Genomic DNA, 12,861 nt, shown 5'->3' on the forward strand with positions numbered 1-12,861 from the left:
CCGCTCCGGCCCGTGGACCACCTCGAACGGCGGATCAGCCCAGCTCGACCGGCAGGTCGTACAGGTCGTTCTGGGTGACGATCGGCTTGTTCCGCAGCTCGGAGGCCGGGACGGCGAGCTCCAGATCCGGGAACCGCTCGTACAGTGCGGGCAGCGCCACCCCCGCCTCCAGCCGCGACAGTGCGGCACCCGGGCACACATGCGGCCCGTGGCCGAACGCGATGTGGCGGTTGGGGGAGCGGGTGACGTCGAAGTCACCGGCGGTCGGCCCGTACTGCGCCTCGTCGCGGCCCAGCGCACCGAAGGAGACGATCAGCGCCTCGCCCTTCGGCAGCACCTTGTCGCCGACCTCGACGTCCTCCGTGGCGAACCGGATCAGCACATGCGAGGTCGGGGTGTTCCAGCGCAGGGTCTCCTCGATCACGTTCTCCCACGGGACCTCCCCGCCGAGCACCTGCTTGCGCTGCTCGGGGTGGGTCTGGAGTGCGACGACCGCGTTCACGATCAGGCTGATCGTCGTCTCGTGACCGGCCGCGATGATCAGCTGGAGGGTGTTGACGATCTCCTCGTCGGTGAGGTGGTCGCCGTCCTCGGAGGCCGCGATCAGGGCGCTCGTCAGATCGTCACCCGGGTTCTCGCGCTTGGCGTCGACGATCTTCTTGAAGAGGGCGCCGAGGTCCGCCATCATCTGCGGGACCTCCTCCGGCGGCGTCTGCGTCGAGAAGAACTTCTCGAAGAGCTCCTTCAGCCGCGGGTGGTCGGCGCCGTCCACGCCCATCAGTTCGCTGATCACGTTCATCGGCAGCGGGTAGGCGAACTCCGCCTTCAGGTCGATCTGCTCGCCCCGGGGCAGCGCCGACAGCCGGTCCAGGCTCGCCGTCGTCAGCGCCTCGATGCCGGCCCGCAGCCGCTCCACCCGCTTCACGGTCAGCGCCTGCGCGACCAGGGTGCGCAGCCGGCGGTGGTCCGAGCCGTCGACCGTCAGCATGGAGCGGCCCGGGTTGGCGAGGCCGATCAGCGGCCAGTCCATCGGTATCTCGCCGCGCTGCCAGGCGGTCCACACGTTGATGTCCTTGACCACCCGGCTGTCGGTGAGCAGCTGCCGCGCCTCGGCGTGGTGGGTGACCGCGTAGCAGTGCACTCCGCCCGGCAGCTCCACCTCGGCGAGCGGGCCCGCCGCGCGCAGCCGGGCGCTCTCGCCGTCGAGATCGGTGACGAAGGGGTCAAGGGTGATGCGGGTCATCTCTGGCCTCCAAGGGCGGGAGTGGGAGTGAACGTCACGGGCAGGTCCGTCAGACCCCGCAGCCAGGGGGACGGGCGCCGGGTCAGCTCTTCGGCGGGGACGGCGAGGTCGAGGTCCGGCAGCCGGTCCAGCAGCACCTCGATGCCGGTACGGGCGATGACCTCGGCGGTCTCCTGGGCCGGGAACGGGCAGCGGTGCTCGCCGTGGCCGAAGGAGAGAAACGCGTTGTTGCCGCCGGTCAGTGACGAACCGTCGGTGCGGACCTGCGGGTCCCCGTTGGCGGCGGCGATGCCGAGCAGCAGCAGGTCGCCCGCCTGGATGTGGCGGCCGCCGAGGTGGGTGTCGCGCGACGCCCAGCGGCCCGCCACGTTCTGCGTCGGGGTGTCCTCCCAGAGGACCTCGTTCATGGCCTCGGCGACGCTGTGCCGACCGCCCGACAGGGACGCGGCGAACCGGTCGTCGGTGAGCATCAGCCGCAGCGAGTTGCCCATCCAGTCGGCGGTCGGCTGGTGGCCGGCGGCCACCATGACCATCAGGTCCTGGGCGATTTCCTCGTCGGTGAAGCCGCCGGGGTCGGCGAGCATCCGGGTGGCGACGTCGTCGCCGGGCACGGCGCGCTTGTCGGCCAGCAGACCGGCCACGGACGAGGCGAGGTGCTGCTGCCCGGCCAGCGCGCGCTCCCGGCCGTCGATCATGTCGTTGATCGAACCGACGAGCGCATATCCGGGCTCGCTGCCGAGGCCGTAGATCTTCGCCAGGACGAGCGCCGGGAGCAGCATCGCGTAGTCGGCGATGATGTCGGTCTCGCTCTTGGAGCAGAACCGGTCGATGAGCGTGTCCGCGAAGTCCTCCGCGTACCGCTTGAGCGCGAACGGGTCGACGGCCTCCAGCGCGTTGCTGATCATCGCGGCGCGCTCGGTGTGGCGCGGGCCGACCGTGTACAGGATCGACGGCTGCTTGTGGCCGATCATCGGCAGCAGCGGCCAGTCGTCCGGGATGCGGTCCCACTGGTTCCACAGGTCGGAGTCGCGGCTGAACAGCACCGGGTCGCTGGTCAGCTGGTGCACTTCGCGGTAGCCGAGGACGAGCCAGGCGGGTACGTCGCCGTCGAGGACGACAGGCGCCACGGCTCCGTGGTCACGGCGCATCTCCCGGTACAGCCGGGTCGGTTCGGTCTGGAACCGGGGGCCGGAGAGCGGCGTGCGGCCGTGCGGGACGGGGCAGCCGGCGGGGGTTGCCGGGGGCTGAGTCACGAGCTGGGCTCCGGGGTCTTCTGCGGCGTGGTCTCCGGGCGGGCGGCGGACGGGGCGGGCACCTTGCCCCGCGCGAGCGCATGGAGGTGCTCGACCAGCGTGATCAGTACGTACTTGCTCGACGAACGGTCCCGGGCGTCGCACTCCACCAGGGGTACGTCGTCCGAAAGGTCGAGCGCCTCACGTATCTGCTGCTCGGAGTGGAGCGGGCCGCCGAAGTCGTTGCACGCCACGATGAACGGCGTGCCGTGGTGTTCCAGGCGGTCGATCGCGTACCAGGAGTCGGCGAGCCGGCGGGTGTCGACGAGGACGACGGCGCCGAGCGTGCCCGAGAACAGCCGGTCCCACAGGAACCAGAAGCGTTCCTGACCGGGGGCGCCGAACAGGTACAGCACCGAGCGTGCGTCGAGCGTGATCCGGCCGAAGTCGAAGGCGACGGTCGTGGACGCTTTCGCGTGCACACCGTCGAGACGGTCGACGGTCTCGCCCGCGCGGGTCATGGTCTCTTCCGTGTTCAGCGGACGGATCTCGCTGACGGAACGGACCATGGTGGTCTTGCCGACCCCGAAGCCGCCGACGACGACGATCTTCAGTCCGTTGTCGGCCGTCGCCTGCAGGGCGGCACGGTCAGAGGTTGCGGAGTCCAACGAGCACCTGTTCCAGGATGTCGGGGTCGGGGAACCGGTCCGCGACACGGGCGGTACGGGGGTGGCGGGCGTTGATCCGGCCGGTGGCCAGCAGATCGGACAGCATGATCCGGACGATGCTGACCGGCAGGCCGAGGCCCGCCGCGATCTCCACGACCGCGGTGGGACGCTCGCACATCCGCAGGATGGTGACGTGCTCCGACTGCATGCCGGGGGACGGCTCGCACTCGGAGACCACCAGCGTCACCAGGTCGAACGCGTCCGAATCGGACCGGCTGCGGCCACCGGTGAGGGTGTACAGCCGGTCCGGGTCGTCGTCCCGGCCGCGTCGGGGGCGGGTCATACGTCGGCGGTCGCGTCGACGGCGTCGGCAGGGTCCGAGGGGGAGCGCGGCGGGGTGCTGAGGTGCTCGCCGAGCTGCTCGACGAGCTCGCTCATGTTGTGCCCGATGAGGCCGACATCGGCGTCCTCGGAGGCGACGACCGCGAGGTGGGCTCCCGCGCCCGCCTCGACGATGAAGAGCACGCCGCCGTAGAACTCGGCCATCGCGGACCGTACGCCGCCGGTGCCGTCACCGAACTCGACGGACGCGCCGTGCGACAGGCTCTGGATGCCGGCCGAGATCGCGGCCAGCTGGTCGGCCTGGTCGGCGGAGAGCTCGGGGGTGCGGCACAGCTTGAGGCCGTCCCTGGACAGGACGAGAGCATGACGGGTGCCGGGGGTGCGCTCCAGGAGCCCCTCCAGCAGCCAGTTGAGCTTCTCGTCGGTGGTCGCGGTCATCGGGTGTTGCCTTCCGGGTGCGGGGAGTGGGGCCGTACAGCCTGGCGGAAGCTGCTGAAGCGCGCTGCCTGTTCCTTGGGGTCGGCGGTACGGGGCCGGGGAGTTGCGGTGGCGCCGTCGGTCCGGGTGCGGGCCTCGGCGGCGGCGAGGGTGCGGCCGCGGGTGCGCTTGGGCAGTCCGCTGTCGCCGGTCGGGGGGAGGCCGTCGGCGGCCTCGGACGCGGGGGCGGACGTGGGCGCGCTGCCGGAGACGGTGTGGGTGCCGGGCTCACTGCCGGTGCGGGTGCTCGTGCCGGTCTTCGGTGCCGCGTCCGTAGCGTCGTGGGCGGGCTCCGGCTCGGCGGCCGGCGCGGGCGCCGCCGCAGTGACCGGGGCGGGTGCCGGGACGCCCACCGGGGTCCGGGTGATGAGCTCCTGCGGGAGCATCATCAGCGCCCCCGTGCCGCCCCGCGCGGACGGCCGGAACGACACCGTCAGGCCGTGCTTGCGGGCCAGCCGGCCGACGACGGCCAGGCCGAGCCGGGTGCCGGACAGTCCGGCCAGGTCCTGATCGGTGGCGGAAACCGCACGCTCGGCGCGCCGCAGCTGCACGTCGCTCATCACCAGGCCGCTGTCCTCGACGGTCAGCACGACACCGGCCGGCACCTCCTCGACGTACACATGGACTTCCGCGGTGGGCGGCGAGAAGTTGGCGGCGTTGTCGAGGAGTTCGGCAAGGGCGTGCATGACACCCTCGGCGGCGTGACCGGCGATCGCGACATCACTGGTCGAGTGGAGACGTATCCGCTGATAGCCGCTGATCCGGCCCATCGCACCGCGCAGGATGGACTCCATCACGATCGGCTTCGCCCAGCGGCGCCCGGAGCGGGCGCCGGTCAGCACGGCGATCGAGTCGGCCACCCGGCCGACCTGGGCGGTGCGGTGGTCCAGATGCAGCAGATCGCCGAGGATCTCCTCGGCGGAGTCCCGGTGCTCCATCTCACGCAGGTCGGCGAGCATGCTCGTGGCCAGGGCCTGCATCCGGCCCGCGGCGTTGGCGCAGGCGGCGACCGCGGCGGAGCGCTCGGTGGCGCTGCGGGCCGCGCGAGCGGTCAGCTGCTCGACCTCGGCGCCCAGCCGGGCGGCCTCGGCAGTCGCCCGCTCGGTGATCCGTGCGGTCTCGGCCGAGGCGGCGGCCTTGATCCTGGCCGTCTCCGCGGTGAACCGCTGGGCCTCGGCCGCGGACGACGACACCAGCCGCGAGGTCTCCGCGGTGAACCGCTCGGCCTCCACCGCGTGACGCGCGCGCAGCAGGCGCAGGGCGGCCCGGGCGTGCACAGCGGCGGCCACGGCGACCGACAGCAGCACGGCAGCCGCGCCCGCCCCCCAGGCCAGCGGGGTCCTTACCGAGGCGGGGGCGGCGACGACCGCCCACAGGCAACAGGAACCGGTGACGGCCGCCGAGACCAGCAGGGCCAGTGCGGTCGGCCGGGATGAGGAGCGCAAGGGGAGTCCTTGAGGACGGACGGTGACGGACAGGGCGGATCGATCCGGACAGTTCGGCACGGGAGAGGGTGAAGGCGATAACTGGAGCTGATAATTCCTAATCAAGTCGAGTTCACTATATGAGAATTGACGTTCTGTTTGGGAAGCGCTTGTGGCCTTCTTTGTTGCGTATGCGACCGCGGGACCGACGTATTCCGACGTATTCCGACGTACTGACGTATTCAGGGGAAACGCGAGGGGCGGCAGCCCCGGTGACCCGGTCCGCAGGCCGATCGGCGGCATCCTGGGCGCATGACCGACGAGCAGATGCGGACCTCTCTTGTGCGGGCCCTCTCCAGCGCTGTGCGCGGAGAGGTGGAGTTCGACGCCACCGCACGGGCGCTGATGACGATGGACGCCTCCAACTACCGTCGCGTACCGCTCGGCGTCGTCGCCCCGCGCGACGCCGACGACACCGCTGCCGCGCTCGCCGTCTGCCGCGCGCACGAGGTGCCCGTCGTGCCGCGCGGGGGCGGCACCTCCATCGCCGGGCAGGCCACCGGAACCGGCGTGGTCCTCGATCTCACCCGCCACATGGCGTCGATCGTGGAGCTGGACGCCCGGGCCCGCACGGCCGTCGTCCAGCCGGGCGTGATCCTGGACGACCTGCGCCGGGCCGCCGCACCGCACGGCCTCACGTTCGGCCCGGATCCGTCCACACACAGCCGCTGCACGCTCGGCGGGATGATCGGCAACAACTCCTGCGGCTCGCACTCGGTGGCCTGGGGCACCACCGCCGACAACGTCGAGGCGCTGACCGTCGCCCGCTACGGCGGCGACATGCTGCGGCTGGGCCGCGGCCGGTGGGACGGCGCGCCCGCCGGTCTGCGCGAACTGGCCGGCACCCACCTCGCGCTGCTGCGCACCGGCTTCCCCGAACTCCCGCGCCGCATCTCCGGATACGCGCTCGACGCCCTGCTCCCGGAGCGCGGACCGGACCTCGCCCGCGCCTTCTGCGGCAGCGAGGGCACGCTCGGCGTGGTGACGGAGGCGACCGTACGGCTGGTGGAGGCGCCCGAGGCCCGCGCCCTCGCCGTACTCGGGTACGCCGACGAGTCCGCGGCCGCCGAAGCCGCCCCCGGCCTCCTTCCGTACTGCCCTCTGACGGTCGAGGGCATGGCCACCGATCTCGTACGCGAACCGGCCGGTCTGCCGCGTGGCGGAGCCTGGCTCTTCGTCGAGACGGGCGGCGCCACCCCGGCCGAGGCGCGGGCGCGCGCCGAACAGATCCTGCGGGCGGCCGACGCGGTGGACGGGGCCGTCGTCACCGACCCGGCCGGGCAGCGTGCCCTGTGGCGCATCCGGGAGGACGCATCCGGCACAGCAACCCGGATGCCCGACGGCAGTGAGGCCTGGCCCGGCTGGGAGGACTGCGCCGTACCACCCGCCCGTCTCGGCCCCTATCTGCGCGAATTCCGCGCCCTGCTCACCGCGCACGGGCTGCGCGGCACGCCGTACGGACACTTCGGCGACGGCTGCATCCATGTGCGGATCGACTTCGACCTGCTGAGCGGTGACGGCGTGGCCCGGTTCCGCCGCTTCTCCGAGGAGATGGCCACGCTCGTCGTCGCGCACGGCGGCTCACTCAGCGGGGAACACGGCGACGGGCAGGCGAGGGCCGAGCTGCTCCCCCGCATGTACGGAGACGAACTCGTCGCGCTCTTCGAGCGGTTCAAGGACCTCTGGGACCCGGACGGCGGCATGAACCCCGGCGTGCTGGCCCGCCCGGCCCGACTCGACGAGAACCTCCGCTTCGACGTCCTGCCGGCGAACCCGGTGGACGTCACCTTCGGCTACCCGCACGACGACGGCGACTTCTCAGCGGCCGTTCGGCGGTGTGTCGGCGTCGCGAAGTGCCGTACGACGCAGGCGCCGGGCGCGGGAGTGATGTGCCCGTCGTTCCGGGCGACCGGCGAGGAGGCCCACTCCACCCGCGGCCGGGCCCGGCTGCTGCACGAGATGCTCGCGGGCGAGGTGATCACGGACGGCTGGCGGTCGAAGGAGGTGCGGGACGCGCTCGACCTGTGCCTGTCCTGCAAGGGGTGCCGCAGCGACTGCCCGGTGGGCGTGGACATGGCCACGTACAAGGCGGAGTTCCTGCACCACCACTACCGGGGGCGGCTGCGTCCCGCCGCCCACTACGTGATGGGCCGACTGCCGGGGTGGCTGCGGCTCGCGGCCCCGTTCGCGCCCGTGCTGAACGCGCTGGCCCGGATCCGCCCGCTCGCCGCACTGGCGAAACGGCTGGCGGGCATCGCTGCGGAGCGGACGATTCCGGTGCTGGCGGGGGAGACGTTCACCCGGTGGGCGGTCAAGCGCAGGGGCCGAGGGACGGTGCTCCTGCCGAGCGACCAGGTGGTGACCGTCTGGCCGGACACCTTCACCAACCACCTCTCCCCGGAGGTCGGCAGGGCAGCGGTCCGGGTCCTGGAGGCGGCCGGCCGGACAGCCCTGTACCCGGGACGGGGCGTGTGCTGCGGCCTCACCTACGTATCGACGGGCCAGCTGGACCGGGCCCGCAGGGTCATGCGCCGCACGCTGGACCGGATGGGTCCCTCCCTCGGCGACCCGCTCGTCGTCCTCGAACCGAGCTGCGCCGCCACCCTCCGTACGGACCTCCCGGAACTCCTCCCCGAGGATGCCCGTGCCGCCGAACTCGCCGCCTCCGTACGGACCTTGGCTCAGTACCTGGAGGAGTACGCCCCCGACTGGCAGCCGCCGCGCCTGGACCGCCCGGTCGTCGGCCAGACCCACTGCCACCAGCACGCGGTCCTCGGCGACGCGGCGGAGCGGCGGCTGCGCGAACGCGCCGGACTGGCAGGCGAACTGAGCGGCGGCTGCTGCGGACTGGCCGGCAACTTCGGTTTCGAACGGGGCCACTGGGGCGTGTCGGTGGCATGCGCGGAGGAGCAGCTGCTGCCGTCGGTGCGGGGCGCGGACCCCGGCGCGGACATCCTGGCGGACGGCTTCTCCTGCCGGACCCAACTGGCACAGCTGGCAGGCGTGCGGTCGAGACACCTGGCAGAGCTGCTGGCGGAGGGCCTGAACAGCAACCTTTCAAGCCCCTGCGGCGATTGAGCAGCGGAGTCCGGGGCGGAGCCCCGGGTGCGGGAAGGGGCGGGGTGGGGAACAAGACTTCCCGCCCCGCGTACCCTCAGCCCGTGGCGGCCGCCGCCCGCGACACCGCCGCCACCAGCCCCTCGTTCTCCGGCGCCGCCCCGCCAGGAAACGCGTACCGACGCCGCGTGTACCCGTACGCAACCCCACTGGCCGGATCGGCGAACGCCTGCGCCCCCGCCGCACCGCAGTGCCCGAACGCCCCCTCGCCCAGCGACGGATACCGCACCGAAGGCCGCTCGAAGCCGAGCCCGAAGTGGTCCTCCTCGCCGGTCACCAGGTCGGTGCCCACCGCGTGCAGCCGGGCGAACTCGGCGAGTGTCTCCGCCGTGAGCAGCGGGGCCCGGCCGTCCACCTCCGAGATGGCGGCCGCGTACATCCCCGCCAGCCCGCGCGCCGAGCCCACGCCGCCCGCCGAGGCCGGTCCGAGCGCCCGTACGGACGGCTGGTTGATCCACGCGATCAGGTCGGTCGGGTAGTTGAAGGCGACGGCACGGAGGCTCTTCGGATCGATCGGCTCGAGCGCGAGCGCGGCCGCCTGCTCCGGGGTGGGCGCCATGGGCCGGATGGCGACGTAGCGCGCTTCGAGCTCTTCGGGCTGCCCCAGAAAGAAGTCCAGCCCGTACGGGGCCCTGATCCGCTTCTCGAAGAGTTCCTGGATCGACCGCCCGGTGACCCGCCGCACCACTTCACCGGTGAGGGCCCCGATCACCAGGCCGTGGTACCCGTACGCCGTACCGGGCTTCCAGAACGGCTTCTGCTCCGCCAGCCGGGCGGCGAGCAGGCGGTCGTCGGCCAGTTCCTCGTCGGTGAACCCGCCCTCCACCCCGATCGCTCCGGAGGCGTGCGCGAGCAGCTGCCCCAGTGTCAGCGCGCCCTTGTCCTCGGCGGCGAACGCGGGCCAGTAGGAGGCGACCGTACGGTCCAGATCGAGGACGCCGTCCTGGACCAGCAGGGCGACGACCAGGTGCGGGGCGCCCTTGGTGGACGAGTACACGGCGGGCAGTGAATCGGCCTCGATCCCGTCCCCGGCCCAGAGATCGACGACCGTCCGGCCGTGCAGCCGCACCGCGAGCTGGGACCCGGGCTCGGTGGTGTCCTCGGCGAGTGCGGCGGCATAGGCGTCCCGTACGCCTTCGAAGCCGGGTGCGATCGTTCCGTGCACGGTTCCGTGCACGGTGATGTCGTTCGGCAAGGTGATCCCCCAGGTGACGGCCGGCCTCTGCCCGGCTCTCACAGCACCCCAACTCTCCTGCTGTGCGGGGAAATTCCCTCACCCGGTGCTGTCTTCTCCAATGATTTCGCGGGCCATTGCGGCGAGCTTCGGCAGCGCCGGATGGCCGGGTGCGTCGCGGCGGGCGAGCAGCAGCGGCACGGTCGGGGCGTCGACGAGCGGGCGGTAGGCGACCCCGGCGTGCGGATGCATGTCGGCGGTGGAGGCGACCGACACCCCGGATCCGCGTCCGGCCGCGATCGCGGTCAGCCAGTCGTCGGTGTTGGCGACGGTGAGGGTGGCGGCGGGGCGGGCGTGCGGCGGCCACAGGTCGACGGTGGTGGTGCCGGAGACGGTGTTGAGGACGACCGTGCCGTCCGTGAGATCGGCGAGACGGAGCGAGGTGTGTGCGGCGAGCGGTCCGTCCGCGGTCACCGCCGCCACCCGTTCCTCGCTGAACAGCACCTCGGTGACGAGCCCCGGCGCGTCGACGGGCCCGCGCAGCAGCGCCGCGTCGACCTCGCCGCGGGTGAGCCCGGCCGTGCGGTCGTCGATCCGCAGCAGTTCGAGGGGGGTCTCCGGGTACCGCTCCTGCCAGCTGCGGAGCAGCGGTGTGGTGTACGGGCCGAACGCGGACCAGGCGTGCCCGAGCCGAAGCGGCCAGTGGCGCAGGCCACCGGAGTCGACCGCCTCGTCGAAGGCGGCGGTCGCCTTGTCGCGGAAGACGACGCCCTCGGGAGTGAGGGCGAGGTGATGGGTGGAGCGGTCCACGAGCCGGACGCCGAGATGCTGCTCCAGGGCGGCGAGGGTGCGGGAGACGGCGGGCTGGGTGAGTCGGAGCGCGGCTGCGGCGCGTGTGACGTTGCCCGCGTCGGCGACGGCGAGGAAGGCCCGCAAATGGCGCAGCTCGATGCTGCGGCCCTGTCCTGTGCTCATGCGTCGGGAGCATAACGGGAGCGCATTCGGCATTTCACGCGCCGCGCTGGGGTCTCTACGGTAAAGAAATGGGCCGCGCCCCTAGAGTGCAGTATCTTCAATCACGCAGTGCAATGCAGTGAACCTTATTCCGTTCAGCCCATCGAGGACGAAGGCCGCCGAGTGAACGACCAGCGCAGTGCCGCAGAGCCGGCCGCAGCAGCCGTCGCCGTACCGGAGGCGGTGTCCGCCCTCGACGGGGCGGGCCCCGCGCGCCCGGTGCGTCCGGGCGGCCGCAGGGCGGCGCTCGCTCCGGTGGCCCTGGTGGTCGCGGGCGGCCTCTCCGTGCAGTTCGGCTCGGCGGTCGCGGCCCTGCTGATGCCGCGGGCCGGTGCGCTCGGGGTGGTCACGATCCGGCTGGTGGTCGCCGCGGTCGTCCTGCTGGTCGTCTGCCGTCCGAAGCTGCGGGGCCACTCGCGGGCCGACTGGGGCACGGTGCTCGCGTTCGGCATCGCCATGGGTGCCATGAACGTGCTCTTCTACCAGGCTCTCGACCGCATTCCGCTGGGCGCGGCCGTCACCCTGGAGGTGCTCGGCCCGCTGGCGCTCTCGGTGATCGCCTCCCGCCGTCTGATCAATTTCGTCTGGGCGGGGCTCGCGCTGGGCGGGGTGTTCCTGCTGAGCGGGATGGGGTCTCCCCTGTTCGAGCGAAGCCGAGAACTTGGGGGAGGTTTCGACCGGCTCGACCCGCTCGGTGCGGCGTTCGCACTGGGTGCGGGGGCGATGTGGGCGACGTACATCGTCTTCAGTGCCCGCACCGGCCGCCGCTTCCCGCAGGCCGACGGGTTGGCCCTGGCGATGGTGGTCGCCGCAGTGCTGTCACTGCCGCTGGGCATCCTGGAATCGGGCGCGAAGCTCGCGGTCCCGTCGACGCTGGCGATGGGTGCGGCGGTGGCGCTGATGAGCTCGGTGCTCCCGTACACCCTGGAACTGATGGCGCTGCGCCGGCTGCCCGCGCACACCTTCGCCGTCCTGATGAGCCTGGAACCGGCCATCGCGGCGACGGCAGGCTTCCTGATCCTCGATCAGGCCCTGACGGCCACCGACGCGCTGGCGATCGCGCTGGTCATCGGAGCGAGCATGGGCGCGGTCCGCAGCCAGATGGGCGCCGGCCGCCGCAAGAGGGAGAACCCCTGAGGGCTGTCCGGCTCCGGCGCCGCGCGTCGACGGCGTCGAAGCGCACGCGGCCGGTCACCGCGTCGAGGAGGAACCGCCCGGCCCGGCGGACCCGGTGACGTGCCTGTGGTGCGCCCGCACCGTGCGGCCGGCGGGCCTGGCCTCGCCGGGGGTGTGCCGTCACCACCCGCAGGCCGCGTCCAGATCCCAGATCGAATCCGCCAGTTCCGCCGGGGACGTCGGCCAGCCGGAGCCGTGCCAGTGGGCGATCCGCCAGGACAGGCGGCGGGGCCAGAGCGGGGTGGAGGGGAGCTCGGAGACCGGGACCCAGGCCGGGGCGCCGCCATAGTTGTCCAGGGTCTCCGGAGCGCCCACCTCGCCCTCCGCCTCCATCGTGAAGTAGTGGCCCCGGGTGCCGCCCCGCCAGATCCGGGCCACCTCGCGTACGACCGTTCCGTGCAGGCCGGTCTCCTCCCGGAGTTCGCGGACCGCCGCCGCCTCCGGTGTCTCGCCGGCCTCGACGCCGCCGCCCGGGATCTCGTAGTGGGTGCCGTCGCTCCCGTCGAAGCGGATCAGCAGCATCCGCCGGTCGCGGATGACGATCGCGCCGCCGCGGACCCGGGTCGGTTCGGCCGTCGTCGGGTCGTCCAGGTCGGCCGAGTCCTGCGGACGAGCTCCCTGCGACCACGCGCGCAGGACGCTCTCCGCCGTGCCGACCGGACGGATCCGGGCGTGCAGCGCCTCGGTCAGGGAGAGTGCGGCCGATGTGCCCTCGGCGGTCCGGCCGTCGGTGCGGAAGGAGCCCGGGGCGGAGCTCGGCGTGGCGCCCGGGAAGGTGTAGAAGATGCCGGTCTCGTCCTGATACTGCTCCAGGACGAGCCTGTTGTCGTCGAAACGCACGCCCGCGGTGCGAGGTTCGTGTGTCATCGGCGGAGGCTAGCAGCCGGGTCCCGGCCGGGCCGCGAAGTCGGATGCATCAAATAATGCAAGCATG

The 12,861-nt window shown here is 72.5% G+C and carries 11 protein-coding genes; 2 read left to right on the forward strand and 9 right to left on the reverse strand.

Translation table 11 applies throughout. From position 1 onward, the window contains the following. Positions 1-34: 34 nt before the first annotated feature. The 6 genes from ABZV38_RS16260 to ABZV38_RS16285 are packed head-to-tail and all read right to left on the reverse strand — an operon-like array spanning position 35 to position 5,407. Positions 35-1,243 carry a cytochrome P450 gene (locus tag ABZV38_RS16260; protein ID WP_356327508.1) on the reverse strand — a complete coding sequence of 403 codons (1,209 nt, stop codon included), beginning with the start codon at positions 1,241-1,243 and terminating at the stop codon, positions 35-37. Next, a complete protein-coding gene (locus ABZV38_RS16265; protein ID WP_356327510.1) occupies positions 1,240-2,496 on the reverse strand; it encodes a cytochrome P450 in 1,257 nt (418 codons plus the stop codon). Before ABZV38_RS16265 ends, ABZV38_RS16260 begins: the two co-directional genes overlap by 4 nt. Continuing rightward, positions 2,493-3,143, reverse strand: coding sequence for an ATP/GTP-binding protein (locus ABZV38_RS16270; RefSeq protein WP_356327512.1), 651 nt, complete (start codon positions 3,141-3,143; stop codon positions 2,493-2,495). The genes ABZV38_RS16265 and ABZV38_RS16270 overlap by 4 nt, the downstream gene beginning before the upstream one ends. Further along, on the reverse strand, positions 3,124-3,486 hold the full coding sequence (locus ABZV38_RS16275) for a DUF742 domain-containing protein (protein ID WP_356327514.1): 363 nt from the start codon (positions 3,484-3,486) through the stop codon (positions 3,124-3,126). The genes ABZV38_RS16270 and ABZV38_RS16275 overlap by 20 nt, the downstream gene beginning before the upstream one ends. Then, on the reverse strand, positions 3,483-3,923 hold the full coding sequence (locus tag ABZV38_RS16280) for a roadblock/LC7 domain-containing protein (RefSeq protein ID WP_356327516.1): 441 nt from the start codon (positions 3,921-3,923) through the stop codon (positions 3,483-3,485). The genes ABZV38_RS16275 and ABZV38_RS16280 overlap by 4 nt, the downstream gene beginning before the upstream one ends. Further along, positions 3,920-5,407 carry an ATP-binding protein gene (locus tag ABZV38_RS16285; RefSeq protein WP_356327518.1) on the reverse strand — a complete coding sequence of 496 codons (1,488 nt, stop codon included), beginning with the start codon at positions 5,405-5,407 and terminating at the stop codon, positions 3,920-3,922. Before ABZV38_RS16285 ends, ABZV38_RS16280 begins: the two co-directional genes overlap by 4 nt. Positions 5,408-5,698: 291 nt before the next feature. Between ABZV38_RS16285 and ABZV38_RS16290 the strand changes: the two genes are divergently transcribed. Continuing rightward, positions 5,699-8,524, forward strand: coding sequence for an FAD-binding and (Fe-S)-binding domain-containing protein (locus ABZV38_RS16290; RefSeq protein WP_356327520.1), 2,826 nt, complete (start codon positions 5,699-5,701; stop codon positions 8,522-8,524). 76 nt (positions 8,525-8,600) lie between these two features. Here ABZV38_RS16290 and ABZV38_RS16295 read toward each other — a convergent pair whose 3' ends face one another. Beyond that, positions 8,601-9,740, reverse strand: a complete 1,140-nt coding sequence (locus ABZV38_RS16295) for a serine hydrolase domain-containing protein (protein WP_356327631.1) — start codon at positions 9,738-9,740, stop codon at positions 8,601-8,603. 96 nt (positions 9,741-9,836) lie between these two features. Continuing rightward, positions 9,837-10,712, reverse strand: a complete 876-nt coding sequence (locus ABZV38_RS16300) for a LysR family transcriptional regulator (protein WP_356327521.1) — start codon at positions 10,710-10,712, stop codon at positions 9,837-9,839. Between the two features lie 162 nt (positions 10,713-10,874). On the opposite strand from ABZV38_RS16300, the gene ABZV38_RS16305 reads away from it, so the two are divergent. After that, a complete protein-coding gene (locus ABZV38_RS16305; protein ID WP_356327522.1) occupies positions 10,875-11,888 on the forward strand; it encodes an EamA family transporter in 1,014 nt (337 codons plus the stop codon). A 159-nt stretch (positions 11,889-12,047) separates the two neighbouring features. On the opposite strand, the gene ABZV38_RS16310 is transcribed toward ABZV38_RS16305, so the two are convergent. Beyond that, on the reverse strand, positions 12,048-12,794 hold the full coding sequence (locus ABZV38_RS16310) for an NUDIX domain-containing protein (protein WP_356327523.1): 747 nt from the start codon (positions 12,792-12,794) through the stop codon (positions 12,048-12,050). Positions 12,795-12,861 lie beyond the last annotated feature (67 nt).

This window comes from Streptomyces sp. NPDC005181, assembly GCF_040608395.1.
Lineage (GTDB): Bacteria > Actinomycetota > Actinomycetes > Streptomycetales > Streptomycetaceae > Streptomyces.